26 protein-coding genes and 1 tRNA gene are annotated in these 25,295 nt (G+C 69.2%); 12 read left to right on the plus strand and 15 right to left on the minus strand.

Going from position 1 to position 25,295, the window contains the following annotated elements:
* The first annotated feature begins 189 nt into the window (after nt 1-189).
* Together P0592_RS00980 and P0592_RS00985 are read left to right on the plus strand one after the other, a co-directional pair.
* Nucleotides 190-906, plus strand: coding sequence for a DICT sensory domain-containing protein (locus tag P0592_RS00980; protein ID WP_276272394.1), 717 nt, complete (start codon nt 190-192; stop codon nt 904-906).
* On the plus strand, nt 903-1,067 hold the full coding sequence (locus P0592_RS00985) for a hypothetical protein (protein WP_276272395.1): 165 nt from the start codon (nt 903-905) through the stop codon (nt 1,065-1,067). Before P0592_RS00980 ends, P0592_RS00985 begins: the two co-directional genes overlap by 4 nt.
* Before the next feature lie 3 nt (nt 1,068-1,070).
* Here the strand turns inward: P0592_RS00985 and P0592_RS00990 are convergent, their stop codons facing one another.
* Entirely contained in the window at nt 1,071-1,856 is a 786-nt protein-coding gene (locus P0592_RS00990; protein ID WP_276272396.1) for an N-acyl homoserine lactonase family protein, read from the minus strand.
* 49 nt (nt 1,857-1,905) lie between these two features.
* Nucleotides 1,906-3,060, minus strand: coding sequence for an acyl-CoA dehydrogenase family protein (locus P0592_RS00995; protein ID WP_276272397.1), 1,155 nt, complete (start codon nt 3,058-3,060; stop codon nt 1,906-1,908).
* Nucleotides 3,061-3,186: 126 nt separating this feature from the next.
* Between P0592_RS00995 and P0592_RS01000 the strand changes: the two genes are divergently transcribed.
* Complete coding sequence (locus P0592_RS01000; RefSeq protein WP_276272398.1) at nt 3,187-3,963, plus strand: DUF6517 family protein; 777 nt, start codon at nt 3,187-3,189, stop codon at nt 3,961-3,963.
* Here the strand turns inward: P0592_RS01000 and P0592_RS01005 are convergent, their stop codons facing one another.
* The 6 genes from P0592_RS01005 to P0592_RS01030 all read right to left on the minus strand — a co-directional run bounded on the left by P0592_RS01005 (nt 3,964) and on the right by P0592_RS01030 (nt 8,940).
* Nucleotides 3,964-5,616, minus strand: coding sequence for a long-chain fatty acid--CoA ligase (locus P0592_RS01005; protein WP_276272399.1), 1,653 nt, complete (start codon nt 5,614-5,616; stop codon nt 3,964-3,966).
* Nucleotides 5,617-5,691: 75 nt separating this feature from the next.
* Nucleotides 5,692-6,294, minus strand: coding sequence for a chemotaxis protein CheC (locus tag P0592_RS01010; RefSeq protein WP_276272400.1), 603 nt, complete (start codon nt 6,292-6,294; stop codon nt 5,692-5,694).
* Nucleotides 6,295-6,410: 116 nt separating this feature from the next.
* Complete coding sequence (locus P0592_RS01015; protein WP_276272401.1) at nt 6,411-6,785, minus strand: DUF8048 family protein; 375 nt, start codon at nt 6,783-6,785, stop codon at nt 6,411-6,413.
* 56 nt (nt 6,786-6,841) lie between these two features.
* Nucleotides 6,842-7,234: a DUF8048 family protein gene (locus P0592_RS01020; protein ID WP_276272402.1), complete on the minus strand. Its 393-nt coding sequence runs from the start codon at nt 7,232-7,234 to the stop codon at nt 6,842-6,844.
* A 49-nt stretch (nt 7,235-7,283) separates the two neighbouring features.
* The gene (locus P0592_RS01025) at nt 7,284-7,952 is read right to left on the minus strand and encodes an O-methyltransferase (protein ID WP_276272403.1); all 669 of its coding nucleotides are present in this window, start codon (nt 7,950-7,952) and stop codon (nt 7,284-7,286) included.
* Between the two features lie 37 nt (nt 7,953-7,989).
* Nucleotides 7,990-8,940, minus strand: coding sequence for a mechanosensitive ion channel family protein (locus P0592_RS01030; RefSeq protein WP_276272404.1), 951 nt, complete (start codon nt 8,938-8,940; stop codon nt 7,990-7,992).
* A 79-nt stretch (nt 8,941-9,019) separates the two neighbouring features.
* On the opposite strand from P0592_RS01030, the gene ptsH1 reads away from it, so the two are divergent.
* From ptsH1 to P0592_RS01050, 4 genes are read left to right on the plus strand one after another with little or no spacing between them, the layout of a single operon-like run.
* Complete coding sequence (ptsH1, locus tag P0592_RS01035; protein ID WP_276272405.1) at nt 9,020-9,328, plus strand: phosphocarrier protein HPr; 309 nt, start codon at nt 9,020-9,022, stop codon at nt 9,326-9,328.
* Nucleotides 9,325-11,004, plus strand: a complete 1,680-nt coding sequence (ptsP, locus tag P0592_RS01040) for a phosphoenolpyruvate--protein phosphotransferase (protein WP_276272406.1) — start codon at nt 9,325-9,327, stop codon at nt 11,002-11,004. Before ptsH1 ends, ptsP begins: the two co-directional genes overlap by 4 nt.
* Before the next feature lie 54 nt (nt 11,005-11,058).
* Nucleotides 11,059-12,093 (plus strand): sensor histidine kinase, encoded by a 1,035-nt coding sequence (locus P0592_RS01045; protein ID WP_276272407.1) that lies wholly within the window; start codon nt 11,059-11,061, stop codon nt 12,091-12,093.
* A gap of 58 nt (nt 12,094-12,151) precedes the next feature.
* On the plus strand, nt 12,152-12,424 hold the full coding sequence (locus P0592_RS01050; protein WP_276272408.1) for a hypothetical protein: 273 nt from the start codon (nt 12,152-12,154) through the stop codon (nt 12,422-12,424).
* A 21-nt stretch (nt 12,425-12,445) separates the two neighbouring features.
* On the opposite strand, the gene dhaM is transcribed toward P0592_RS01050, so the two are convergent.
* Nucleotides 12,446-12,826: a dihydroxyacetone kinase phosphoryl donor subunit DhaM gene (gene dhaM, locus P0592_RS01055; protein WP_276272409.1), complete on the minus strand. Its 381-nt coding sequence runs from the start codon at nt 12,824-12,826 to the stop codon at nt 12,446-12,448.
* Nucleotides 12,827-13,540: a dihydroxyacetone kinase subunit DhaL gene (gene dhaL / locus P0592_RS01060; protein WP_276272410.1), complete on the minus strand. Its 714-nt coding sequence runs from the start codon at nt 13,538-13,540 to the stop codon at nt 12,827-12,829. It abuts the gene before it with no gap.
* A 70-nt stretch (nt 13,541-13,610) separates the two neighbouring features.
* Between dhaL and P0592_RS01065 the strand changes: the two genes are divergently transcribed.
* Nucleotides 13,611-14,972: a bifunctional metallophosphatase/5'-nucleotidase gene (locus P0592_RS01065; protein ID WP_276272411.1), complete on the plus strand. Its 1,362-nt coding sequence runs from the start codon at nt 13,611-13,613 to the stop codon at nt 14,970-14,972.
* 84 nt (nt 14,973-15,056) lie between these two features.
* On the opposite strand, the gene dhaK is transcribed toward P0592_RS01065, so the two are convergent.
* The 4 genes from dhaK to P0592_RS01085 form a co-directional block, all read right to left on the minus strand.
* Nucleotides 15,057-16,052, minus strand: coding sequence for a dihydroxyacetone kinase subunit DhaK (gene dhaK / locus P0592_RS01070; RefSeq protein WP_276272412.1), 996 nt, complete (start codon nt 16,050-16,052; stop codon nt 15,057-15,059).
* Nucleotides 16,053-16,160: 108 nt separating this feature from the next.
* Nucleotides 16,161-16,751 carry a thioredoxin family protein gene (locus P0592_RS01075; RefSeq protein ID WP_276272413.1) on the minus strand — a complete coding sequence of 197 codons (591 nt, stop codon included), beginning with the start codon at nt 16,749-16,751 and terminating at the stop codon, nt 16,161-16,163.
* Between the two features lie 73 nt (nt 16,752-16,824).
* On the minus strand, nt 16,825-18,087 hold the full coding sequence (locus P0592_RS01080; RefSeq protein WP_276272414.1) for an MFS transporter: 1,263 nt from the start codon (nt 18,085-18,087) through the stop codon (nt 16,825-16,827).
* Nucleotides 18,088-18,168: 81 nt separating this feature from the next.
* Nucleotides 18,169-18,495, minus strand: a complete 327-nt coding sequence (locus tag P0592_RS01085) for a hypothetical protein (protein ID WP_276272415.1) — start codon at nt 18,493-18,495, stop codon at nt 18,169-18,171.
* A gap of 120 nt (nt 18,496-18,615) precedes the next feature.
* On the opposite strand from P0592_RS01085, the gene P0592_RS01090 reads away from it, so the two are divergent.
* The 4 genes from P0592_RS01090 to P0592_RS01105 all read left to right on the plus strand — a co-directional run bounded on the left by P0592_RS01090 (nt 18,616) and on the right by P0592_RS01105 (nt 24,969).
* Nucleotides 18,616-19,113 (plus strand): Lrp/AsnC family transcriptional regulator, encoded by a 498-nt coding sequence (locus P0592_RS01090; RefSeq protein WP_276272416.1) that lies wholly within the window; start codon nt 18,616-18,618, stop codon nt 19,111-19,113.
* Complete coding sequence (locus P0592_RS01095) at nt 19,110-20,255, plus strand: pyridoxal phosphate-dependent aminotransferase (RefSeq protein WP_276272417.1); 1,146 nt, start codon at nt 19,110-19,112, stop codon at nt 20,253-20,255. The genes P0592_RS01090 and P0592_RS01095 overlap by 4 nt, the downstream gene beginning before the upstream one ends.
* 176 nt (nt 20,256-20,431) lie before the next feature.
* Nucleotides 20,432-22,936, plus strand: a complete 2,505-nt coding sequence (locus P0592_RS01100; protein ID WP_276272418.1) for a type II/IV secretion system ATPase subunit — start codon at nt 20,432-20,434, stop codon at nt 22,934-22,936.
* Nucleotides 22,933-24,969: a type II secretion system F family protein gene (locus tag P0592_RS01105; RefSeq protein ID WP_276272419.1), complete on the plus strand. Its 2,037-nt coding sequence runs from the start codon at nt 22,933-22,935 to the stop codon at nt 24,967-24,969. Before P0592_RS01100 ends, P0592_RS01105 begins: the two co-directional genes overlap by 4 nt.
* A 171-nt stretch (nt 24,970-25,140) precedes the next feature.
* Here P0592_RS01105 and P0592_RS01110 read toward each other — a convergent pair.
* A tRNA-Ala gene (locus tag P0592_RS01110) sits at nt 25,141-25,212 on the minus strand.
* Nucleotides 25,213-25,295: the final 83 nt, after the last annotated feature.

Raw genomic sequence — 25,295 nt, forward strand, 5'->3', positions numbered from 1 at the left:
GGTGCCGTACCGGAGGATTGGGGGGCCACGACTAAAGATTTTCCACTACATTAAGGTCCATTAATCGTTAGAGACACCTCGAAGGCAGTCGATTCGGCGGTTTCGCGGTTCTGCCACGACGGCGTCGGCTCGACCCGACGGCACTCCTCGGCACAAAGGCTAAGCCCGTCGCTCGACTCCCTCCACTAGATGTCGCTCTCGGAACTCGTCTCGGGGGTCGAACGCCACGAGAAGACGCTCACGGTGTTCAACGCCGACGAGCCGGTCGCGGCCGACCTCCGCGACCGGTTCGCGAACCGCAACGTCACCGTCAGGACCGAACGCACCGCGAGCGGGCGGCCCGGCGAGTTCGTCACCCTGAGCGAGGACGGGGACGTCCTCACCGCGACCGACCTGTCGTCGCTGCGCGAGTCCCTCGACGGGGACCGGGGAGCACCGCCGGTCGACGGACTCTACCGGCCGATCCTCGACAGCCTCGACGAGACGATGTTCACCTCGTGGGACATCGAGCAGATGGTCACGGCCTCACGGGAGATCGAGGACCGGGCGCTCCGGGTCGACGCCGGCGAGCTCCACGCAGGGTTCCAGACCCTCTCGACGCTCCGGGGCGAGCGCGAGCGGTACGACCACCTCGGGGAGTCCGGCGTCGAGGTCCACGCCTACGCCGTGCCCGACGTCGATCCGCCCGGCGACCACACGTTCACGCTCCACCTGGAACGCGCCGAGGAGATCGCGAACTCCTGGTTCGTCGCGTTCGACGGCGGCGGCGATCCCGCACAGAAGTGCGCCCTGCTGGCCGAGGAACGCGAGCCGCGGACGTTCTACGGCTTCTGGACCTACGACGGGACCACGGTCGACTGGATCGTCGACCACCTGCGGACCACCTACGGCTTCCTCGAGCAGTGACGGAGTACCGGATCGTCGAGACCGGCCAGCGCCTGAACGGGGCGGAGCTGGACGCCCACCTCCTCTTCGGCGTCTGGACGGTCGTCGACCGGGACGGGGAGACGTGGACGGTCAGGGACGGGGACGGCGACCTGTTGACCGTCGCACCCGTCGGGTCCTGACGGTCAGGTCAGTTCCTCGAACACCGACAGGTCGTGGCCCAGCAGCACCTCGGCACCCGTCTCGCGCTGGACGTTCCGGCACCGCTCTAAACTCTCCTTCCACGCGCCGTTGTTCCAGAGCAGGCTGGTCGCCATCGGCGCGCCCTCGTAGTTGGCCGCGACGTAGGCCTCGTCGCCGACGACCAGCAGCGGGTCGCCCTCGCGCTCGATCAGCGCGCCGAGCAGGCCGGGGGTGTGACCGGGGAGGTGAAGCAGTTCCACGCCGTCGGCGAGGTGGTAGCCGTCGCCGTGGACCACCTGCCAGTTCAGGTCGCGGTCGAAGTCCGACTGGAGGTAGGCGATCGACCCCTCGTCCGTGGTCGCGCTGTAGTACGCGTAGGGGAGTTCCTCGCGGTGGACGTAGACCGGCGTGTCCGTCCCGGCGAACTCGTGGAGGCCGCCGGCGTGGTCGAGGTGGAGGTGGCTCATCACGACGGCGTCGACGTCGTCGAGCGCGTACCCCGCGTCGGCGAGGTCCGATTCGAGGGTGTGGTCGGCGGCGTCGACGTGGGCGAACGCCTCGTACAGCGGGTCGGGCCAGTAGCCGTCGCCGGCCTCGGGATGGGAACCCGTGTCCCACAGGATCGTCCGGTCGTCGGTCTCGATCACGAGGTTCCAGACGACGTAGGTCTCGTACTCGTGGTCGGGGTCGCGGTTCGACGCCGTGGCGACGCTGGTGCCGTCGACGACGAAGTTCCGGTCTGCCTGCACGCGGCCGCGGTCGAGGAAGGTGACGGTCGGCGGGGCCATACCGGGTGTACGGAGCGACGGGGAATAAGGGTAGTCCGGGCCGCGTCGGCTACAGCGGGGCCTGCCGGTAGATGAGGTTGCGCTGGATCTCGTTTGCGCCCTCGTAGATGACCGGGATGCGCACGTCGCGGTAGACCCGCGCGATGCGGTTCTCGGTCAGCACCGAGCGACCGCCGTGCAGTTGCATCCCCTTCTCTGCGCAGTCGGTCGCGGCCTCGGTGGCCTTGGTCTTGGCCAGTGCGGCCCAGTAGCCGGCGTTCTCCTGGTTCGCGACGCGGTCGGCGGCGTCCCAGGCGAGCGAGCGGGCGGCCTGGAACTCCAGTTGCATATCGGCCAGTTTGTGCTGGACCGCCTGGAACTCGTCGACGGTCTTGCCGAAGGCCTCGCGGTCGTGGACGAACTCCCAGGCCTCCTCGATGGCGGCGGCGGCCATCCCGAGGCCGTGCCCGGCGACGACGATGCGGCCGTGGTTGAAGAACTCCGCGAGCATGTAGAAGCCCGCGCCCTCGACGCCGACGAGGTTCTCCTCGGGGATGCGGCAGTCGTCGAGCACGATGTGGCCCTGCTTGGAGGCCCGCATCGCCATCTTCTCGGGGATGTGTTCGGCGTCGTACCCCGGCGCGTCGGTGGGGACGATGAACATCGAGTAGTTGCCGTAGCGGTTGTTCGGGTCGTCGCCGGTCTTCGCATAGAGGGTGAGCCAGTCGGCCTCGACGGCGTTGCCGACCCAGTACTTCTCGCCGTTTATGACCCACTCGTCGCCGTCTTTCTCGGCGCTGGTGGTCATCCCGGCGAGGTCGCTGCCGGTGTCGGGCTCTGAGACCGCCAGCCCGGTGATCTGGTCGTTCTCGGCGACGGGCGTCAGGTACTCCTCTTTCTGCCAGTCGTCGCCGTGTTCCTCGACGATCTCGGCACCGAAGCTCGCCAGTTGGAGCGTCAGCGCGATGCCGGCGTCGGCGCGGTAGAACTCCTCGGCGATGGCCAGCACCTGGTGGAGGTCGTACCCCTTCCCGCCGTACTCCTCGCCGATGTCCTGTGCGACCAGACCGGCGTCCATACCGGCTTCGAGGATCTCCCACGGGTACTCCCCCGAGGCGTAGTACTCCGCCGCGTTCGGGGCGATGTGTTCTTCGGCGAACTCGCGCGCCTCCTGCTTGACCTCGTGTGCGCGTTCCGGGACCGGGTCGTCTCCGAGTAGTTCCATACCAGTCACAGGGTCGGTAGTCCCATATAGTTCGTGAAACGGGGAAGAACCACGTCGGAGTTGTTCCAGCGAAATCTCTGATAACGGGGCCACCACGCTTTTCGGCACCAACTGCCATCGCCACGTATGGATCGACGCGAGTACCTCGGTATCGGGGCGAGCCTCGGTGCGGCGGCGCTGGCGGGCTGTGGCGGATTCGTCGCGGCCGCGAACGCGCCCGCGCCGGCCGTCCCGACGGACCGGCTCGAATCGGGCGGCTGGCAGCGGACCGCCGAGGACAGCGGGACCGTCTTCGAGGAGACGTACGGTCCGGTCACCGTCGAGGCCGTCCAGCACACGCTGCGGTACGAGGACGCCGCGCTCCGGGCGGACATCGCGGGGCGGACGCTCGGGCAGATCGACACCGCGCTGTCGGTGTGGTTCGCCTCCCGGGTGGACTTCAGCCCGAACCTGGACAACCTCCCCGGCGGCGTCGGACAGCAACAGATCGTCGACCGGGTCAGGACGAACGCCCGCGACCAGTTCGAGCAGCAGATGGAGAACCAGGGGCTGAGCGACATCCGGAAGTCCGGCGAGGGGACCATCGAGATCGACACGGGCGAGACGGCCGAGACCGTCCAGCTGTCGGCGGTCTACCCCTTCGAAGGGATCACGTTCCAGGTGACCGAGGGCGAGCGCGTCGAGATACCTCCCACGGACATCGGGATCGAGGCGGTCCTGGCAGTCTGGCACCACGGCGACTACACGCTCATCTCCGGGGGTGCCTACCCGGCACAGAACTTCGAGAACAGCATCGAGAGCGATCTCAGCGAGGGGATCACGGTCAGCGTCGACATCGACCTCGGACTCGAACCGGCCGCCTACCGCGAGGAGGTCCGGTCGCTGATCGCCGGCGTCGAGTAGTCACTCCGGCGCGGCGTCGTCGGGGACCCGCCCCTCGACGAGGGACTCCTCGGCGTACTCCTCGCGCAGCGCCTTCTTGTCGAACTTCCCGGTCGCGGTCTTGGGCACCTCGTCGATGACGACGACGTTGTCCGGGACCCACCACGTCGGGTACTCGCTGCCGATGTAGTCGCGCAGCGTCTCGTCGAGGGTGTCCGTGTCCGCGTCGTCGGTCGGGACGACCAGCGCGAGCGGCCGCTCCTGCCAGCGCTCGTGGGGGACGCCGATGACCGCCGCCTCCGCCACGGCGTCGTGGGCCATCAGCTCGTTCTCCAGTTCCTGCGAGGAGATCCACTCCCCGCCGCTCTTGATGACGTCTTTCGCACGGTCGACGATCTGCAGGTAGCCGTCCTCGTCGACGGTGACGATGTCGCCGGTCCGGAGGTAGCCGTCGGTGAACTCCGCCTCGCTGGCGTCGGGGCGGGCGAAGTACTCCGTCGTGACCCAGGGCCCGCGGACGAGGAGTTCGCCGAACGACTCCCCGTCGTGGGGGACCGGGTCGCCCCCGTCGTCGACCACCCGGAACTCCAGCCCCGGGACGATCAGCCCCTGCTTCGTCCGTTTCTGGAGGCGGGTCTCGTAGTCCGCGTCCCGGAGGTCGGCCTTGACGTGGGCGACCGATCCGACGGGAGCCGTCTCCGTCATCCCCCAGGCGTGGACCAGTTCCACGTCGCGGTCGTCGAAGAAGCGGATCATCGCCTCCGGCGCGGCGCTCCCGCCGACGACCAGCCGCTCCAGCGAGGAGAGGTCGACGTCGTGTTCTTTCACGTACTCCATCAGGCCGAGCCACACCGTCGGGACGCCGGCGGTGAGCGTGACGCCCTCCTCCTCGATGAGCCGCGCGAGGTCCGCCGGCTCGGGCTGTGGGCCGGGGTAGACGTGTTTCGCGCCGCCGGCCGTCGCCGAGAACGGCAGGCCCCAGGCGTTGACGTGGAACATCGGGACGACCGGCATCGCCACGTCGTCGTCCGAAAGCGGGAGGGCCTGGGGCGTCTGCAGCGCCATCGTGTGCGCCCAGAGCATCTGCTGGGTGTACTCGACGCCCTTCGGTTGCCCCGTCGTCCCGGAGGTGTAACAGAGCCCCGCCGGCCGCTCCTCCTCGACGGTCGGCCAGTCGTAGCTCGTCGGCTGGCCCTCGACGAACGACTCGTAGGCGACGGCGTCGAGGTCCGTCTCCGGGACCGACTCGCCCATCACGACGTACCGGTCGACGCTCCCGAAAGAGTCCGGGTCGCCGTCGACCGCGCCCTCCAGCTTCGGCAGGAACGACTGGTCGACGAAGACCAGCCGGTCGTCGGCGTCGTCGGCGATGTACTGGACGTGCTTGTCGGGCAGGAGGGGATTGATCGTGTGCAGCTGTGCCCCCATCCCGGAGACCCCGAAGTACGTCTCGAAGTGGCGGTGGTGGTTCCAGCAGAACGTCGCCAGGCGCTCGCCGTCGCCGTAGCCCGCCTCGTCCAGTGCGTTGGCCAACTGCGCCGTCCGGTCGGCGTACTCGCCGTAGTCGTACCGGACGACCCCCTCGTGGGTGCGGGAGACGATCTCCGTCTCGGGGTACAGCTGTTCGGCTCGGGACAGGAACGGTCGTAGCGTCTGTGGTGCGCCTCCCGGCATACCCCGTGACACGGCCCCACACCACAAGAAGGTGCGTAAATTAATCGTGAAGGAACCGCGGTTGTCGGCTCCGCTTCACACCTCGATCCGCTGCATCAGGTCGACGAGCTCCTCCAGCTCCGGGAACGTGTACACCTTGACGTTGATGTCGGAGTCGAGCGCGTGGACGCGCGAGTCGAACATCAGCGCCATCTCGTTGTCCCGGTCGCCGACGAGCTGGTCGACCATCCCGCTGCCGGGACCGAACGTGAAGTTCGGCGTCGAGATGTCGATGGTCGTGTCGAGGACGTTCGCCCACCCGTCGATGAAGCCGCTGGTCATGATGTTGCCGATCTCCTGGATTGCCGACCGCTCCATATCCGTGAACCCCTCGGCGGTGGGGTCGGTCTCGCCCATGTCGCCGATCATCCCCTGAGCGAGTTCCTTCGCGCTCTGGGCGTTGAACAGGAAGAGGATGTAGCCGTGGGGCTTCTCGACCATCTCGATGCTGATCCCGATCTGTTTCTCGTGGCCGACGTGGGTCTTGATGTCCGGGATGTCGATGAAGTTGATCTTGGTGATCTCCATCTCCGTCTCCATCCCCGTCATCTGACTCAGGTGGTTGGCGACGGTGTTGCCCCCCTCCTTGGCCATCTGATTGAACAGCCCCAGCTTCCGAATGTCGATCATCAGGCTCATACGTGGTCGGTTGGCGGGCATTTCGCCCCCTCGCACATAAGCCATGCACTCCCATTTTCGTCGGCGAGAATCGGACGGCCCGCGCCGACCGCGGCCGGTCCGTCGTGACGGCGGACTCAGAACTCCTCGGCGGTGTCGATCCCGACGACGAGCCCGCAGTCGTCGGCCGCGAAGTCGTCCCGCCCCGCCACGGCGTCGGCGAACAGCAGTTCCGCCTGCCGAGTGTGGGCCAGCTTGACCGCACTCGCCACGTCCTCGCCGAAGTCGAACGCCGCGAGGAGGTCGTCGACCCGCGACTCGGGCACGCGGTACGCCCGGACGCCGTCGACGGTGACGTACCGCTCGCTCTCGAACTCGGAGTGGCGGCCGATGAGGTCGGCGTGCAACACCGTCAGCGCGTCCGCGACGGCGTCTCGGTCGGCCCCCACTTCCTCGGCTGCCTGCTCGATACGTGCCTCGTCGATCGCCACGGGTGCGTCCTCGCCAGTCATCGCTGGGCGGCCGTTCGAGGGGACGCCTCATCACCCTTGGGACGAGCGCGCGGGAGTCAGAACTGCTCGGCGGTGTCGATGCCGATGACGACGCCCAGTTCGTCGCGCCCGAAGTTGTCGTCGCCCCGGACCGACTGTGCGAACAGCAGTTTCGCCTGCTCCGTGTGGGCGTACTGAGCGCCCAGTCGCTCGGCCTCGTCGAAGCCGAAGCCGTCGAGCAGGGCGTCGAACTCGTCGTCGGGGACCCGGTAGGCGCGGGTCCCGTCGACGGTGACGTAGTCGCAGTCCCGCTCGAACTGCGCGTGACGCCCGATCAGGTCCGCGTGCAGGACCACCAGCGCGTCACAGAGCCGGCCGACCTCGACGTCGGCGGCGTCCGCGGCCCGTTCGATGATCGCCCGGTCGATGCTGGCCTCGCTCGCCGCGGCGTTCGAGTCGGTGGTCGCCATAGCCCGTGTGCACTATGTTCACGAACCACAATCAGTCTGTCGCACGCGGTCACGCCACCCGGACGCTGACCGCGACGCCCTCGCCGAGCGGGAGCAGCCCGGTCTCGAAGTCGGGGTCGTCCCGAACCCGTTCGAGGTAGGCGGCGATCCCCTCGCTCATCTCGTTGGCGTCGACGGCCTCGCCGGCCAGCAGGGCGCGCACGTCGTCGAACTCCAGCGGTCCCGCCTCGATGGCGTTGTCGGCCGCGACGACGCCGCCGACGGGGACCTTCTCGCGGACTGCCTCGAAGGCCTCGGCGTAGCGGTGTTTCTCGTTGTCGATCAGCACCACGTCGAAGGGGCCGTCGTAGTCGTCGACGATCTCGACGGCGTCGCCGTGTTCGAAGGCGGCGCGGTCCGCGTAGCCGCCCCGCGAGAGGAACTCGCGGGCCTCCTCCAGCTCGTCGGCGTCGACCTCCGTGAGGACGATCCAGCCGTCCGCGGGCAGCGCCGGGGCCATCCAGTACGCGGAGTAGCCGAAGCCCGAGCCGAACTCGAAGACCCGTTGTGCGTCGGTCAGCCGGGCGAGCAGGCGGAGCCAGCCGCCGACGGCCGGCCCGACCGTCGGGAACCCCTCGCGGTCGGCCTTCGCGTCCATCTCCTCCAGTACCTCGTCCCGGTCGGGCGCGAGCGTCCGAGCGAACTGTTCGGTGACCTCTGGCAGCGGGTCCTCGCTCATAGCGACCGTCCGCCCGGCGGCGGCGTAAATCCCCGTCCTACCGGTTCCGCCCGACCGGGAACTTCACGCGCTCGGGCTCCTCGTTGAACGCCGTCAGGATCCGCCGGTAGAGCTCGTTCCGGACCCGCTGGCCGCGCCGCGGGTGGACCAGATAGCGCAGGCGTAGCTCCACCCAGGACTCCTGCTGGACGAGGTTGACCGTCGGGCGGTCCTGGACCTCAAGTTCGACCGGCGTCTCCGACAGCCGCTCGCGGTAGCGTTCGATGCGGGCGGCCATCTCGTCGCCGACGTAGTCGTCGGCCACCGTCCGCATCCGCTCGGTCGCGAAGTCGAGGTCCGTCTCGTAGGCCACCTGCACGGACAGTTCGTTCCAGACGAAGGGGAACTCCTCGCGGGTGAAGTTCTTGACGTGCGAGGAGAGGACGACGCTGTTGGGGAGGGTGATGATCCGCCCCGACGGCTGGTTCGAGGAGACCAGTTCCCCGTTGATCTCCCACAGCGTCGTCACGAGGAATGACACCTCGACGACGTCGCCCTTCGAGTCCTCGATGGCGACGCGGTCCCCGACCTGGTAGGGCCGCTTGACCATAATGTACAGCCAGCCGATGAGCGAGAACAGGGGTTGCTGGAGCGCGAAGGTCACCGCGAACCCGACCACCCCCAGCGAGAACAGCAGCCCGACCCACTGCTCGGTGACGACGCCGAGCGCCGCGACTGCCCCCGCGACACCGAACCCGAGTCGGAAGACGTTCTTGGCGTCGTGGCGGCGGCGCTTGTCCGGGGTCCGGTGGTCGAACGCCCCCAGTGTGAGGCGGTAGAGCCCGTAGGTGGCGAACGCCACGGCGAGCAGCGAGAGCCCGGTCGCCAGGATCGCCGCGACGGCGACGCCGTCGATCTCGCCGCCCACGCCGACGCGCCGGACGGCGACGACCGTCGCACCACAGAGGATCGCCAGCGCGAGCGAGAGGTAACCGACTGGCCGAGTCACGGACCAGACGACGGCGGGACCCCACTAAACCGTTCCGCGACGCCGACACGGTAATGGTCAGCGAGCGTGAACGAGTGGCATGGAGCGCACAGTCGAAGTGGTGCCCGAGGCGGGCCTGCACGCCCGGCCCGCGTCGCAGTTCGTCCGGACCGCGAACCAGTACGACGCGGCGGTCAGGGTCGGCCGAGCCGACGAGGGCGACGACGGGCTGGTCGAGGGCAACAGTATGCTCGCGGTCACGGGACTGAACGTCGAACACGGGGAGTCGGTCCGGCTCGTCGCGGAGGGCGAGGACGCCGCGGCCGCACTCGACGCGCTGGCGGCGATCCTGACGACGCCGGTCGAGGCAGACGACGGCGAGGGCGACGCGGAGGGCGACGGGCCGTGAGGACGCTGTCCGGCGTCGGCAGCACGCCGCTCTCCGGGGTCGGGACCGCGCGCTGGTACCGGCCCGACGCCCTCGACCTGCCCGAGCGGCCGGCCCCCGAGACGGTCGACCCGGCCCGGGAACGAGAGCGGTTCGCCGACGCCCGCGAGACGGCCCGCGAGGGCATCCGGCGGGCGCGCGACCGGACCGCCGAGCGGGTCGGCGAGGACGAGGCCGCCGTCTTCGAGGCCCACGAGCAGTTCCTCGACGACCCCCAGCTGGTCGAGGCGATCGAGGACGCCATCGACGGCGGCGTCCCGGCGGAGCACGCGGTCGACGACGCCTTCGGCGAGGCCGTCGCGCAGTTCGAGGGGATGGAGGGGCGGATGGCCGAGCGCGCCGACGACCTGCGGGACGTGCGGGACCGCCTCCTGCGGGCGTTGCTCGACGCCGGGACGGGCGACCTCGCCGCCCTGCCGCCGGGGACGGTCCTGCTGGCCGAGCGGCTCACGCCCAGCGACACGGCCGAGCTCGATCCCGGGGTCGTCGCCGGCATCGCCACGGCGACCGGCGGCCGGACCGCCCACGCCGCCATCATCGCGCGGTCGCTGGCCATCCCGGCGGTGGTCGGCGTCGGCGACGCGCTGGCCGACGTGGCCGAGGGCGCGACGGTCCTCGTGGACGGGGAGGCCGGCGAGGTGGTCGTCGATCCGGACGAGACCCGGCGAGCGGAGAGCGAGGGACTCGACGCGCCGGTGGTCGAAGAGCGCGTGACCACCGCCGACGGCCGGCCGGTGGAGGTGGCCGCCAACGTCGGCCGTCCCGCCGAACTCGACCCCGCAGTCGCCCGCGGCGCGGACGGCGTCGGCCTGTTCCGCACCGAGTTCCTCTTCCTCGACCGGGAGCGCCCGCCCGACGAGGACGAGCAGTACGAGGCCGTCACGGCGGCGCTGTCGGCGTTCCCCGGCGAGCGGGTCGTCGTCCGCACGCTGGACGTGGGCGGCGACAAGCAGGTCCCCTACCTGGACCTGCCGGCGGAGCCCAACCCGTTTCTCGGCCGGCGGGGCGTCCGGCTCTCGCTCGACGAGCACGCCGACCTGTTCGAGACGCAACTGCGTGCGCTCCTGCGGGCGGCCGCCCACGACGGCGGCGACCTCTGCGTGATGGTGCCGATGGTCGCCCGCGTCGAGGAGGTCGAGGCGGTGCTGGATCGGGTCGGGTCCGTCGCGGCGGACCTCGACGACGAGGACGTCGAGTACGCCGTCCCCGAACTGGGGGCGATGGTCGAGACGCCCGCCGCGGTCCACGTCGCAGACGCGCTCGCCGAGCGTCTGGACTTCCTCTCGATCGGGACCAACGACCTCACACAGTACGTGATGGCCGCCGACCGGGAACACGACGGCGTCGCCGACCTCCACGACCCGCTGCACCCGCCGGTCCTCCGGGCGATCGACCGGACCGTCTCCGCGGCCCACGAGCGCGACGCCTGGGTCGGGATGTGCGGCGAGATGGCCGGCGACCCGGCGCTGACCGAACTGCTGGTCGGGCTCGGCCTGGACGAACTGTCGATGAGCGCCGTCACCGTCTCGGCGGTCAAGGAGCGGGTCCGGGCGGTCGACACCGACGCCGCGGCGGCGCTGGCCGACGAGGTGCTGGCCTGCGAGACGCGGGCCGAGGTGGCGGCGCTGCTGTCCTGACGCGGTTCTCCCGCCGTAGGAAAGTATAAATCCAATCGACACGTCTCCCGGATGATGGTCGAAGGGTCCGACCTGACGTTGCCGGCCGTCTTCGACGACCTGAACGTGGGCGTCACGCTCCACTCGTCCGAGACCGGCACGGTCCTCGACGTCAATCATCGACTGACGGAACTGTACGGCTACTCGCGGGACGAGCTCGTCGAGATGGAGGTCGGCGACTACTCCGCGCCCTCGACGACGTTCACACAGGCGGAAGCCGAGGACCGCATCACGGCAGCCGCGGCGGGCGACCCGCAGTCCTTCGAGTGGCAGATCCAGCGATCGAACGGCGAGGTTCGCTGGGTCCAGGTTCACCTCAACGCGAGCGTCCTCGCGGGCACCGACTGCGTCCTCGCGGAGGTCCACGACATCACCGAGTCCCGCCGGCGGGAGCGGCGGCTCCGCCTCCTCAGCCGCATCATCAGGCACAACCTCCGCAACAAGTCCACCGCGCTGGTGGGCTACGCGGGGAACATCGAGCAGGCCGTCGAGGACAACACGCTCGAACAGCAGGCGGAGACGCTGCTCGAACTCGGGCGGAAGGTCGGCTCGCTGAGCGACTCCGTCTCGCAGCTGGAGGAGATAACCGCCCTCGGGGGTGACGAGCGGGTCCGGACCGACGTCGGCGACCTGGTCGGCCGGGTTGCCGACACGCTCCGGGAGGCGGCCCCGTCGGCGTCCGTGAGCGTCGAATCGCCGCCGGCCGTCTGGGTACTGGCCGACACCGGTCTGGAGTACGCGCTCGACCACGCCCTCGAGAACGCCGTCGAACACAACCCCGCCGACGAACCGACCGTCGACATCACCGTCGAGGCTCGCGAGGGGATCGTGGAGATACGCGTCGTCGACGACGGGCCGCTCATCCCCGAGAACGAGGTCGCCGTTCTCGACGAGGAGGTCGAGGCCACCAGCACGTACCACGGCACCGGAGTCGGCCTCTGGGTGATGGAGTGGGCCGTGAGTTCGCTGGGCGGCGAACTCTCCTTCACCGAGAACGCGGCCGGCGGCAACACGGTCACGTTCACCCTGCCCAGAGCGGCCCCGCCGTGAGTCCCGGGCACGGCCGACACCGGGAGACACTTATCGCTCGGCGTCGACGCCCCGGCGTATGCCCTCCCGCCGACCGTTCCTCGACCGCGCGACCGGCGAACTGGACAGCCAGCAGCTGCTCGCGGAGGCCGTCCCGCTCGCGAAGCTGATCGGCTACTTCGCCGCTATCAGCCTCGTCCCCTTCGGGATCGCCTACGCCGTCGGGCCGACGCTGATCGGGACGCTGTTCGGCGTCGTCGGCCAGTTCGTCCTCGCGGTGGGTGGTGCCGTCGTTCTCGTCTACGCCGTCGCCCGCGGGATCCAGCTCTCGGGCGTCGCCGACGGAGAGTGAGGCCGGACGGTCGCGGCCCGTTCAGAGCTTGTCGACCTCGCGGGCGGCCTCGGCCTGCTCGCGGACCGAGTCGACCGTGGCCCTCGGGCTCGTCGCCTCGACGGCGGCGTTGACCGCGCCCTCCAGTACCGGTGCGTCGGCGATGACGGCGTTCGCGTCGGTCATCTCGACGGCCACCTCTGCGTTCATCACGGCGCTGCCCAGGTCGACCAGGACGACGACGCCGTCGCCCGCGTCGGCCCGGTCCAGTGCGGCCGCGATGTCGTCCGGGACCGTGCCGATACCCCCCTCGCCGTCGCCGCCGGCCGGTTCGATGCGGGTGTCCCCGCCCATCTCGGCGGCGACCTCGGCGATCCCCTCGGCGGCCTTCCGACTGTGTGAGACGACGACCAGGCCGACCATCTACTCGCCCTCCGCCGCTTCGTCGGGGATGGTCGGGGATTCGGCGTCCGCCGGGAGCTCCCCGCTCACGTCGGCGTGTTCCCGCGCCGTCGCGAGCAGTTCCTCGGCGATGTAGAGCGTGCTCGTCGCGCCGGGGTCCTGGTGGCCGACCGACCGCCACCCGAGGTACGAGGCCCGCCCCTTCGCGGCCCGGATGGGGACGGTGAACGCGACGCCGCGCTCGGCGGCGGCGACGGCCTTCGCCAGCGCCGCCACCGGGTCGAGGTCGTCGGTCTCGACGGACTTCTTGAACGTGTGGACCGCGGGCACCAGCGCGTCGACCATCGTCTTGTCGCCGACGCTGGCGTCCCCGCGGTCCTGGACCTTCTCGAGGTAGGTCTCGGCGAATGCGACGGCCGTCTCGGCCGTGAGGCCGTCCTCCAGTTCCGCGCTGGCGAAGACGAGCGATCCCCCGTACAGCGGGCCCGAGGCCCCGCCGACCTCCGACAGCAGCGTCTTTCCGACCGTCTTGACGATGGTCGCCACGTCCGCGTCGTCGAGGTCGTCGACCGCATCGGCCGCGGCCCGCCAGCCGCGGGCCATGTTCCCGCCGTGGTCGGCGTCGCCGATGGCCGAGTCCAGGTCCGTCAGGTGTTCGCGCTCGCGCTCGATGCGGTCGGCGATCCGCTCGACGGCGGCACGGGCCGCCGCCTGCTGTGTCGCTTCGTCTGCCATACGCTCACAAGGTCGGTGGGCGAGTAAACAGTTCCGACGGACTGAAGCCGCTGGTGGCGTACTCCCGTCCGTGTCGCCCCGACTACTCCACTACTCCGACGTCGAGACGGCGCTGGACGACCCCCAGCAGTGTGCCCGCCTCGCCGGTGCCATCGCGGCCCGGCGCGGCGACGACAGCGTCGTCGTCGGGACCGGTGACAACACCGCCCCGGGCGCGCTCTCGCTGGCGACCGAGGGGCGGGCCGCGCTGGCGTTCTTCGACGCCGTCGATCCCGCCGTCGACGTCTTCGGCAACCACGAGTTCGACTTCGGCCCCGAGACGGCCCGCGAGCTGGCGGCGACCGCGCCACAGACCTGGCTCTGTGCGAACGCCCGCCGGGACGGCGAGCGGTTCGCGGCCGACGCGACGGTCCCACACACGATCGTCGAGACGGCCGCCCACCGCATCGGCGTCGTCGGCGTCGCACACCCGGAGACCGACGACCTCAACCCCGGTGCCGAGGGGGTGGACTTCGCCGACCCCGTGCCGGCGATCCGTGAGTCCGCGACCGCGCTCCGGGAGCGGGGCGTCGACTTCGTCGTCGTCGCGTCCCACTGCGGCGAGGGCGACGCCCGCATCGCCCGCGAGACCGAGGTCGACGCGGTGCTGGGCGGGCACGTCCACGACGTCCACGTCGAGACCGTCGAAGGGACCTTCGTCGTCCGGCCGGGGCGGGCCGCCCGCTACGTCGCCGAGGTCCGGCTGGGCGCGGACGGCGGCGTGACCGTCCACGAGGTGGCCGGTGCAGAGCCCGACGCGGACCTGGCCGCGACGCTGCGGGACCGGCGTGCTGCGGCCGGGCTGGACGAGGTGGTGGCGACCGTCGACGACCCCGTCGAGCTCACCGAGGAGGCGGTGACGACCGCCGAGAGCAGGGCCGGCAACTTCGTCGCCGACGCGCTCCGGTGGAAGGCAGACGCCGACGTGGGCATCAGCCCCACCGGGGCGTTGCGCTCCGGCGACCCGCTCGCGGGCGAGGTGACCGTCGCGGACCTCGTCGGGCTGACGCCCTACGACGACGACCTGGCCGTCGTCGAACTCTCGGGGGAGCGACTGCTCGCCGTGCTGGCCGAGGTGCCCGTCGGCGCGCTGAAAGACCGGTACCCGGACCGGTTCTGCAACCACGTCAGCGGCGCGCGCGTCGTCTTCGACGACGACGCGACCGAACTCCGTTCGGCGACCGTCGGCGGCGAGCCCGTCGATCCCGAGGCCACCTACCGGCTCGCCGTCGCCGACTACCTCGTCGAGACGGACTACGTGCTGGGCGTGTTCGGTCCGGGAGACGTGGCTCGCCGGTGCGGGCTGGCCCGGGACGCCATCGTCGAGTACGCCCGCGAGACCGGCGTCGAACCGGCCATCGAGGGGCGCATCGAACGCCCGGCGCTGGACTGACTCACACGGATTGTCGTAGATCAGTTCCCGATAGCGCCGACCCCGGGATCGGCGCGCACCGGTCCATCGCTACGACAAACCGTATCAGCGTTTCAGCGCCGGCGTGTCGGCGGGCGCGGCCAGCAGCTCCTTCAGTTCGTCGTCGACGGCACAGACGGTGATCGAGCAGCCGGCCATGTCCAGCGAGGTCATATAGTCGCCGACCCAGGCGTCCCAGGTCTCGACGTCGTGGTCGGCGAGTAGTTCCTGGAGCTTGCGGTTGACGACGAACAGCTCCATCTGCGGGGTCCCGCCCATCCCGTTGACGATGGTGACGACCTCCTGGCCCGAATCGAGGGCGAGGTCGTCCAGCACCGAGGTAGTCAGTTCCTCGGCGATCTCGTCGGCGGACATCATCTCGGTGCGCTCGACGCCGGGCTCGCCGTGGATGCCGATGCCGAGTTCGATCTCGTCCTCGCCGAGGTCGAAGGTGGGTTCGCCCTTCTCGGGGGTCACACAGGAGGTCAGGGCCATCCCCATCGTGCCGACGTTGTCGACCACCTTCTGGGCGACCCGCTGGACCTCGTCGATGTCGGCCCCCTCGGCGGCCTTCGCGCCGGCGGCCTTGTGGACGAGGATGGTCCCGCAGACGCCCCGCCGACCGGAGGTGTACAGCGAGTCCTCGACGGCCACGTCGTCGTCGACGACGACCTCGGCCACCTCGGTCCCCTCCATCTCGACCATCTCGCCGGCGGTCTCGAAGTTCATCACGTCGCCCTCGTAGTTCTTCACGACCATCAGGACGCCCGCGCCGCCGTCGGCGGCCGCGACCAGTTCCTCCAGTTCGTCCGCCGTCGGCGAGGTGAACACCTCGCCGGCCGCGGCCCCGTCGAGCATCCCGTCGCCGATGTACCCCGCGTGGGTCGGTTCGTGGCCGCTGCCGCCGCCGCTGACGATCCCGACCTTCCCGTCGACCGGGGCGTCGCCGCGGACCAGTACGTTGGTGTCGTCCAGCCGCCGGAGCCGATCGGGGTGGGCCGCGACCATCCCGTCCAGCATCTCGTCGACCACGTCGTCGGGGTCGTTGATGAGTTTCTTCATGGTACACCGTGACGGACGGGTCGCTCCGGCATAAAGTTGAGCGAGCGACAGGTCGGGGCCGCGAACGGCGGTGTGGCCGCGCCGGCCGCCCCGACCGCGCGACCCGGCTCAGACGTCCCAGTAGTCCGGCTCGTTGCCGTCGCGCCACTTGATCGAACAGCCGCGCGAGGGCTTCTCGGCCGCGGTGATCTCCTCGCCGGCCAGCAGGCGCTCGACGTGGTCGGCCATCTCCCGCTCGCTGGGCTCGTCGTCGGGGTTGGGCGCGTCGTCCAGCCGGCCGTGGTAGGCCAGCCGGAACGTCCCGTCGTCGTTGCGAAAGAGGAACGGGTCGGGCGTACAGCGCGCGCCGTAGGCCGCCGCGACGGCCTGTGACTCGTCGCGCAGGTAGGCGTCGTACCGGACGGTGCCCTCGGCGACCAGCTCCCGCATCCGCTCGACGGAGTCGTCCGGGTACTGGTCCGCGTCGTTGGGGTTGATCCCCACGACGGCGAGATCGTCGAACTCCTCGGCGAGGCGGTTCAGTTCGTCGATCTTCGCCTTCGCGTACGGGCAGTGGTTGCACGTGAACACGACGAGCAGGGCGTCGTGGTCCGCGAAGTCAGACAGGGTGTACGTCTCGCCGTCGGCGGCGGGGAGCTCGAACGAGGGTGCGGCGTCCCCACGCGCCAGCACGTCGGAGTCCGAGTCCAGTGAGACCATAGCGATCGGACGTAGTGGGTCACCGAGTAAAAGCGCACGGACGGGTCACGGTGATGGGTGTCCCGGTTCGCTATCAGTCCCCGGGCTGGACGGACTCGCGCCGACTGCCCGCGCCGACCGACAGCACGACGGCGGTCAGGGCCAGCGCGACGACGCCGACGCCGGCGACGGCCCAGAACGCCGCGGCGACGCCGAAGCGTTCGACGACCACCGCCAGCACGGGCGGGGCGACCGCCGCGCCGCCGGAGATCCCGACGGTCAGCAGCCCGAAGTTCTTGCCCGCGGAGTCGTCCGTCGAGAGCGCGTCCCCCAGCGTCGCGCGGGCCGGCCGGCTCCCGTCGACGGTCGCCGAGAGGACGAGGACCACCGCCAGCGCCGCGACGGCCGGCAGGACGCCCGAGGCCAGCAGGCCCGCGACGGCGACCAGCGCGGCGTAGCCGCCGACGAGGACCGGCCCGGCCGAGTGACGGTCGGTGAGCCATCCGCCGGCGAAGATGAGCACCGCGCCGACGACCAGCATCGCCGAGACCGCGAAGTTCGCGGTGGCGTCGGCCAGCCCGTAGCCCGAGGACAGCAGCGTCGCCGTGTACTGCTTGATGCCCCAGCCGGCCACCGAGGTGGCGAACCACAGCACCGTCAGCAGGACGATGGCCGGCGAGGTGAGCAGGCCCCGGAGTTCGCGTCGGGCGCGGGCGAGCAGCGAGCGGTCGGTCGCCGTGGTGGCACCGTCGTCCGCCGATCCCCCCGTCGGATGGGTGATCGAGCGGTCGACGAGGCGGTCGAACGCGAGCAGGCAGGCCGCGCCGTACAGCCCACCGACGACGGCGATCCCGCCGACGGCCAGCCGCCAGTCCAGCCCGAGCGTGCTGGCGGTGGCGACGACGGCCGGCGGGACGGCGAAGCCCAGCGCCCCGGTGAAGCCGTGGACGCTGTATGCCCGGCCGCGGGTGTCGGCCGTCGTCGCCGCGCCGATCAGCGGGTAGTGGGCGGGGTGGTGGCCCGCGATGCCGACGCCGGTGACGGCGCTGGCGACCAGCAGCCACGCGTAGCTCTGTGCGGTGGCCGTCAGGACCGCACCCAGCGCGCCGAAGGTCAGCGAGATGGCGAGCACGGACGTCCGACTCCGCGCGTCCGACAGCGAACCGAAGGGGAGCTGCAGCGCCGTCACGACGACGCCGACGACGCCCAGCGCGACGCCCAGCTGAGCGGCGCTCAGGCCGAGGTCGGCCCCAAGTGGGCCGAACACCGGCGGCAGGAGCATAAAGTAGGCGTGGTTGACGAGGTGGGACCCGCCGACGAGACCGACGACGAGCCGCGACTGTGCGTCGGATGCCACCGTTGTCGCCAGTGGACGACCGACGGCAAAGAGCGGTGTGGTTCCCGGCCACTCTCCGTGGTCGGTCGCCCGTGAGTGTGACTACTCGTCCAGCCGGGCCGCCAGCGCGTCGTCGAGGGCGGCCGCGGCCTGGTAGACCTCGGAGTCCGCGGCGGGGGTGAACGCCGCCTCCTCGCCGTCGCCGGCCGCCTTCGTCAGGAACCCCAGCTCGACGAGCCGGTCGAGGGTCCCGTCGAGATACAGCGTCTTCAGCGGCACCCCGGCCGCGTCGCTCAGCTCCGTCTTCGTGTACGTCGCCTCGGGATCCAGCCGCAGGAGCGCGTCCACGACGGCTGGCGCGCCGTCGTGGCTCGCGAGGTGGCCCCAGCCGGTCTCGGGCGACGCGTCGGTCACGGCGTCCTCGAACATCGGGCGTGGCGAGGGACGCCACCCAATTAAACCCCCCGTCACGGTCGGCGCGCGGGTCCGCCGTGTCACTCCTTCACGCCGGTGAGCAAGGCTTTTGTCCGCTACCGCCCGCTCCCCTGTATGAGCAGCCGCCGGGAGATTCTGGACCTGCTGCGGGAGAACGCCCGCTACACGACCGAGGACCTCGCGAACCTCACGGACGCCACCGAGGACGAGGTCGAGGCGATCATCGACGACCTCGAGGCCGAGGGTGCCATCCGGGGGTACCAGGCCGTCGTCGACTGGAACGCCGTCGACGAGACCGACGGCGAACACGTCCGCGCGACCGTCGAACTCAACGTCGCGCTCGACCGCGAGACCAACTACGGCGACATCGCCGACCGCATCAAGAAGTTCCCCGAGGTCACGTCGCTGCGGCTGGTCAGCGGCGACTACGACTTCGACCTCGAAGTGGAGGGCGACTCGATGCGGGAGGTCTCCCACTTCATCAGCGACAAGATCGCCCCCATCCCCGAGATCACCCAGACGGTGACCCACTACATCATGGACTCCTACAAGGAGCAGGGGAAGACGTTCGACGACCACGACGACGACGACCGCCTCTCGGTCTCGCCATGACGTTCGAGCCCGCCGACCGCGTCGACCGCGTGCCGCCCTCGGGCATCCGGCGGTTCTTCGAACTGGCCGAGGAGATGGACGACATCATCTCGCTGGGGGTCGGCGAACCCGACTTCTCCGCGCCGTGGGCCGCCCGCGAGGCCGCCATCACCTCCCTGGAGCGGGGACGGACCTCCTACACGGCCAACCGCGGCAAGCGCGAACTGCGCGAGAAGATCGCCCGCTACGAGCGCGACTATCACGATCTGAAATACGATCCCGACGAGGAGGTCCTCGTCACCGCCGGCGCGAGCGAGGGGATCGACCTCGCCTTCCGGGCGCTGCTCGACAGCGGCGACACCGCCGCCGTCGTCCAGCCGTGTTACGTCTCCTACGTCCCCGACGCCACCTTCGCCGGCGTGGACGTGATCGACGTGCCCACCCGGGCGACAGACGAGTTCAAGCTGACACGGGAGGCGCTGGAGCGGGCCGGTGCCGCCGAGGCCGACGCGCTCGTCTACTGCTACCCGAACAACCCGACGGGCGCGACGATGACCCGCGAGGAACTGGGCGAGGTGGCGGCCTTCTGCCGCGAGCACGACCTGCTGGTGTTCGCCGACGAGATCTACGCCGACCTGACCTACGAGCACGACCACGCCTCCATCGCGACGCTGCCGGGGATGCGCGAGCGGACCGTCGTCTTCAACGGCTTCTCGAAGGCCTTCGCGATGACCGGGTTCCGGCTCGGCTACGCGATGGCACCCCCCCAGGCCGTCGAGGCGATGAACCGCGTCCACCAGTACACGATGCTGTCGGCCCCGACCACCGCCCAGCACGCCGCCATCGAGGCGCTGGACAACTGCCGGGAGGAGGTCGAGGCGATGACCGAGCAGTACGACCGCCGGCGCAAGTACGTCCTCTCGCGGTTCGAGGAGATGGGGCTGGACTGCTTCCCCGCGGCGGGGGCGTTCTACGCGTTCCCCGAGTGTCCGTGGGACGACGCCAACGAGTTCGCCGAGGCGCTGCTCCAGGAGCAGCGGGTCGCCGTCGTCCCCGGGACGGCCTTCGGCGAGGGGGCGAGCGGCCACCTCCGCATCTCCTACGCGACCGGTCTCGAAGACCTCAAGGAGGCGATGAACCGGATGGCCGCGTTCGTCGAGTGACGACCGCGGCGACCCAGTATCACTCGTCGGTTCGAGTATCAATTCTGATTCGACCGCCGAAAGTTTGAGTAGCGGTGCATCTGTATGGTAGGCAAACCGTGTCGGGGCATCACAGACGGACGACGGGGCGTTCGACGCCCGAAGGGTTTTTCGGGGATACGAGGAGATGAAAACCAATGGCAATCGATGACACGGGTGGAACCGGGCAGGACTCGGTCGGTACTGGGCAACCGACCGACCGCCCGGCCGCGGTGGGTGAGTACACCTGGGACGACTTCAGGCGGGAGTTCCACGACGGCGGTCGGTTCGACCGCCGCGACTACCTCGGTTTCGACCCGCGAGACCTTCCACAGCGGCTCGAAGACGCTCAGAGCGCCGCACTGACGCTGAACGAGCCGTTCGCCGACTACGTCGACCCGGAGACGACGCCGGTCCGCAAGGGGACCTACACCTGGGAGCACTTCAAACAGGAGTTCTACTACGAGGCGGACGGCGACCAGCCGCGGGACGGCGACGGCGAGGTGATCCCGTTCGACCCCGCGGAGCACCTCGGTTTCGATCCCGCGGAGACGGAGCAGGAGCTCTCCCACGGCGAGGACCTCGCCAGCGAGCTCGCGTCGTTCGTCGACGAGCACACCGTCGACGTCAGCCCGGAACTGGACGAGGACGCGTTCTTCTCCACCAGGGAGGGGCACACGACCGTCGTCAATCGCTACGATCTGGAGAAGGCCGTCCCGGGCGTCAAGAAGTCGCACTTCCGGGAGGTGGAGCGCTACTGGGTCAACAAGCCGTACGCCTGCGTCGTCGTCTTCCACTCGCGCAAGGAAAACGAGAAGAAGTACTACGTGGTCGAACCGCACCTCAACCCCATCGAGGGCGACCTCAAGGACTTCCTCTCGGGGAAGCTCAAGACCGCAATCAAGTACTCTGAGGACGACGTCATCGTGCAGGGCTCGGACGCCGACCGTGCCGAGGTCATCCAGCGCGAGGCCGAACGCCTGCTCTCCCGGTACGACCTCTACGACGGCAGCCTCGGCGGTGCGGGCGGTAGCGCCGGGATCGTCGACCAGGTCAAGGAGCTGTTCGACGTCGGGGACGCCGACGAGGCAGAGGCCCTGGCGGGCGAACTGGACGGCATCTCGACGCGCCCGGAGCCGGCCATCGTCGAGGACGACCCGGACCAGCTCACCGAGTACCAAGTCGAGAAGCTCCTGTACATGCTCAAGCGGGACTTCATCGGCTACAGCCGTATCGACTCGGTGAAACACGACATCAACGTCGAGGACATCTCCTGTGACGGCTACAACTCCCGGGTGTTCGTCTACCACACCGACTACGAGCAGATCATCACCAACGTCGAGCACGGGGAGTCGGAGCTGGACGACTTCGTCGTCAAGCTCGCCCAGCGCTCGGGGAAGGGTATCTCCAAGCGCCAGCCGCAGGTCGACGCCACCCTGCCGGACGGCTCCCGCGCCCAGCTGACGCTCGGGCGGGAGGTCTCGGACCACGGGACCAACTACACCATCCGCCAGTTCAAGGACGTCCCCTTTACCCCCATTGACCTCATCAACTGGAACACCTTCTCGCTGGACGAGATGGCGTTCCTCTGGCTCTGCATCGAGAACAACAAGAGCCTCATCTTCGCCGGCGGCACCGCCTCCGGGAAGACCACCTCGCTGAACGCCGTCTCCCTCTTTATCCCCTCGAACTCCAAGATCGTCTCCATCGAGGACACCCGCGAGGTCGAACTCCCACAGCGCAACTGGGTCGCCTCCGTCACCCGCCCCTCGTTCGGCGAGGACGACAAGGGCGACGTCGACGAGTTCGACCTGCTGGAGGCCGCGCTCCGCCAGCGCCCCGACTACATCGTGATGGGCGAGATCCGCGGCGAGGAGGGCCGGACGCTGTTCCAGGTGATGTCGACCGGCCACACCACCTACACCACCTTCCACGCCGACTCCGTCGGCGAGGTCATCAAGCGGTTCACGACCGAGCCGATCAACGTCTCGAAGACCCTGTTCACGGCGCTGGATCTGGTCTCGATCCAGACCCAGACCCGGGTGGACGGCAACAAGGTCCGCCGGAACAAGTCCCTGACCGAGATCAACGAGTACTCCGCGGAGAACGACGAGATCAACGTCCGAGACGTCTACGAGTGGCGCGCCGAGACCGACGAGTACATCCAGATGGGCAACTCCAACACCTTAGAGGAGATCAAGTTCGACCGCGGGTGGACCCAGGAGAAACTCGACGAGGAGCTGTTCAAGCGGAAGGTGGTGCTGGCCTACCTCATCGAACAGGACCTCAACACCTACACGCAGGTCGCCGCGACCATCCAGGCGTTCATCAACGACCCCGAGACCATCCTCACGCTCATCGCCAACGACCAACTGGAGCGCTCGCTGGAGGACCTCCGGGAGATGGAGTCGGTCCAGATCGACATCGACGCCGAGAAGGAGGAGATGGTGCCCCGACCCGACACCCCCTCGGAACTGGCCGAGGAGACGAAGGGAGTGCTGGACAACGCCGGCCCGCTGTTCGACCGGTTCAAGAGCGGCGAGACCCCGGACATCGTCTCCGCGCTGATGGACGGCGAGGCCCTCGAAGAGGACGACGAGGACGACGACTTCGAGTTCGGCGAGTTCGTGCCGAAGGCCGGCAAGGAGGCAGATAGCGGATGAGTCTCGACACCCGGGGCGGTCAGCAGGTCGGGAGCGGCGGGACCCTCGGCGACGCGTTCTACCCGGCCTACCGCCGACTGTTCGACGAGGACGGGGACTTCGTCGACAGCGTCGAGGACAAGCTCGCCGAGGCCCGGATGGCGGACAACGTCGAGATGTTCCTCGCACGCGCGCTCGCCGTGGGCGTCATCGCGGGGTTCGCCCTCTGGTTCGTCGGGACCTTCGTCGGCTACCTCGTCGTCAGCACGCTGTTTACCGGGGCCGAGGGACCGACGTTCATCGGGGTCAACATCCGGAACGAGACGGCGTTGATGCTCATCGACCTGCTCGAGATCCCCTTTCTTGTCTTCGTCACGGGCATCGTCTTCGGCGTCATCGGCTTCGGGATCGGCTTCGGGTCGCTGGTCTCGATCCCGTACTTCCGGTCGAGCGCCCGCGAGCGCGAGATCAACATCCTGCTGTCGGACTCCATCTCCTTCATGTACGCGCTCTCGGTCGGGGGGCTGAACCAGCTTGAGATCCTGCAGGCGATGGCGAAGGCCGACGACACGTACGGCGAGGTCGCCCAGGAGTTCCAGTCGATCGTGTTGGAGACGGAGTACTTCGACACCGACTACCGGACGGCCATCCGCAACCAGGCGCTACAGACGCCCTCGGACGAGCTCTCGCAGTTCCTGACGGACATGCTCTCGATCATCAACTCCGGCGGGGACATGACCTCCTTCCTCGAGGACCAGAAGGAGAAGCACATGCGCACCGCCAAGCAGGAACAGGAGAAGATGCTGGAGACCCTGGAGCTGTTCGGCGAGATGTACATGACGCTCTCGCTGTTTCCCCTGCTGCTCATCATCATCCTGGTCATCATGTCGATGATGGGCAACGCCCGACAGATGCTCATCTACGGCACCGTCTACGGCCTCATCCCGCTGACCGGGCTGGGCTTTCTGGTCCTGGTCTCGACGGTCACGCAGGACGCCATCGGCGACGGCTACCTCCGGCCCGACGCCGGCGAGGACGACATCGTCGTCGACGAGGGCATCGGCGTGTTCAACCTCGGACTCGTCGAGGAGTACACCGGCACCTACGGCGTCTTCGCCCGGATCAAGAGCCGCGAGGGGACCCACGAACTGCTGGACATCCTCACGGCCCCGCACCTGTTCTTCCGCGACCACCCGCTGCTGGTGCTCGGGCTGACGGTGCCGCTGTCGATCCTCGCCCTCGTCGTCGCCGTCACGATCGGCTGGGCACCCCTGACGATCGACGGGATGAAGAACAACCCCGTCTCGGGGACGTTCTTCTGGGTGTACGTACCGATGTACATCAACTTCCTCCCGCTGACGATCTTCTACGAGTGGAACCAGCGCTCCCGGAAGGCCATCATCGGGAACCTCTCGGAGAACCTCCGGAAGCTGGCCTCGGCCAACGACACCGGGATGACGCTACTGGAGTCCATCAAGGTGGTCTCGGAGACCTCGGCCGGCAAGCTCTCCGAGGAGTTCGAGACGATGCACGCGAAGGTCAACTACGGGACGAGCCTCAAGGACGCGCTCCGGGAGTTCAACAACAAGTACCACGTCCCGCGGCTGGCCCGGACCGTGAAGCTCATCGCCGAGGCCCAGGAGGCCTCCAGTCAGATCCAGGACGTGCTCTCGACGGCCGCACAGGCCTCGGAGAACCAAGACGACATCGAGCGCGAGCGCAAGTCCCGGACCCGGATGCAGATGGTCATCATCATCATGACCTACCTCACGCTGCTGGGCGTGATGGCGCTGCTGAAGACGCAGTTCCTCGACGTGATGTCCGGGCTGGCGACGCAGGCGTCGAGCGCCGGCGGTGCCGGCCCCGGCGGGAGCTTCGGCGGCAACGTCGACACGCAGCTGCTGTCGATGCTGTTCTTCCACGCCGTCACGCTCCAGGCGCTGCTGTCGTCGTTCATCGCGGGCTACATCCGCGACGTGAAACTCGTCTCGGGCGTCAAGTTCGCCGTCGTCCTGTCGACGATCGCACTGGTGGTGTGGATGGCGGTGGGGTGACCGATGTCGGAACGCGAGTGCACCGGGACGCTGGCGGGCGGGCCGTCAGCGACCCCACTGACCGAGCCAGAACGGAGAAGCGAAGGACGGACTCACCGGGATTCCCGTGAGCGAAGCGAACGGGCAGTCGGCGAGGGAACGAACGTGGTCGCGCACCGCGCGACCCGGGAGTGGACTCGCCGGGATTTGAACCCGGGGCCTCTCCCATGCCAAGGGAGTGATCTACCGCTGATCTACGAGCCCTCGCGACATCTCCAGATATCCGGTGCCATTTATTAAACCCATCGAAGCGAGGCTGACGTGCGAGTCGGTGCCGTCCGTCACTC

Origin of the sequence: Haloarcula litorea (assembly GCF_029338195.1) — an archaeon.
Taxonomy (GTDB): domain Archaea; phylum Halobacteriota; class Halobacteria; order Halobacteriales; family Haloarculaceae; genus Haloarcula; species Haloarcula litorea.

What these genes read in the sequence shown, in the direction of transcription:
- dhaK (WP_276272412.1), bottom strand. Translation starts at nt 16,052, where the DNA reads ATGAAGAAACTCATCAACGACCCCGACGACGTGGTCGACGAGATGCTG.
- P0592_RS01050 (WP_276272408.1), top strand. Translation starts at nt 12,152, where the DNA reads ATGCCCTCCCGCCGACCGTTCCTCGACCGCGCGACCGGCGAACTGGAC.
- P0592_RS01020 (WP_276272402.1), bottom strand. Translation starts at nt 7,234, where the DNA reads ATGGCGACCACCGACTCGAACGCCGCGGCGAGCGAGGCCAGCATCGAC.
- P0592_RS01100 (WP_276272418.1), top strand. Translation starts at nt 20,432, where the DNA reads ATGGCAATCGATGACACGGGTGGAACCGGGCAGGACTCGGTCGGTACT.
- P0592_RS01015 (WP_276272401.1), bottom strand. Translation starts at nt 6,785, where the DNA reads ATGACTGGCGAGGACGCACCCGTGGCGATCGACGAGGCACGTATCGAG.
- P0592_RS01105 (WP_276272419.1), top strand. Translation starts at nt 22,933, where the DNA reads ATGAGTCTCGACACCCGGGGCGGTCAGCAGGTCGGGAGCGGCGGGACC.
- P0592_RS01095 (WP_276272417.1), top strand. Translation starts at nt 19,110, where the DNA reads ATGACGTTCGAGCCCGCCGACCGCGTCGACCGCGTGCCGCCCTCGGGC.
- P0592_RS01075 (WP_276272413.1), bottom strand. Translation starts at nt 16,751, where the DNA reads ATGGTCTCACTGGACTCGGACTCCGACGTGCTGGCGCGTGGGGACGCC.
- P0592_RS01025 (WP_276272403.1), bottom strand. Translation starts at nt 7,952, where the DNA reads ATGAGCGAGGACCCGCTGCCAGAGGTCACCGAACAGTTCGCTCGGACG.
- P0592_RS01005 (WP_276272399.1), bottom strand. Translation starts at nt 5,616, where the DNA reads ATGCCGGGAGGCGCACCACAGACGCTACGACCGTTCCTGTCCCGAGCC.
- P0592_RS00980 (WP_276272394.1), top strand. Translation starts at nt 190, where the DNA reads ATGTCGCTCTCGGAACTCGTCTCGGGGGTCGAACGCCACGAGAAGACG.
- P0592_RS00995 (WP_276272397.1), bottom strand. Translation starts at nt 3,060, where the DNA reads ATGGAACTACTCGGAGACGACCCGGTCCCGGAACGCGCACACGAGGTC.
- P0592_RS00990 (WP_276272396.1), bottom strand. Translation starts at nt 1,856, where the DNA reads ATGGCCCCGCCGACCGTCACCTTCCTCGACCGCGGCCGCGTGCAGGCA.
- P0592_RS01000 (WP_276272398.1), top strand. Translation starts at nt 3,187, where the DNA reads ATGGATCGACGCGAGTACCTCGGTATCGGGGCGAGCCTCGGTGCGGCG.
- dhaL (WP_276272410.1), bottom strand. Translation starts at nt 13,540, where the DNA reads ATGGCAGACGAAGCGACACAGCAGGCGGCGGCCCGTGCCGCCGTCGAG.
- P0592_RS01010 (WP_276272400.1), bottom strand. Translation starts at nt 6,294, where the DNA reads ATGAGCCTGATGATCGACATTCGGAAGCTGGGGCTGTTCAATCAGATG.
- P0592_RS01090 (WP_276272416.1), top strand. Translation starts at nt 18,616, where the DNA reads ATGAGCAGCCGCCGGGAGATTCTGGACCTGCTGCGGGAGAACGCCCGC.
- P0592_RS01085 (WP_276272415.1), bottom strand. Translation starts at nt 18,495, where the DNA reads ATGTTCGAGGACGCCGTGACCGACGCGTCGCCCGAGACCGGCTGGGGC.
- dhaM (WP_276272409.1), bottom strand. Translation starts at nt 12,826, where the DNA reads ATGGTCGGCCTGGTCGTCGTCTCACACAGTCGGAAGGCCGCCGAGGGG.
- ptsH1 (WP_276272405.1), top strand. Translation starts at nt 9,020, where the DNA reads ATGGAGCGCACAGTCGAAGTGGTGCCCGAGGCGGGCCTGCACGCCCGG.
- P0592_RS01045 (WP_276272407.1), top strand. Translation starts at nt 11,059, where the DNA reads ATGGTCGAAGGGTCCGACCTGACGTTGCCGGCCGTCTTCGACGACCTG.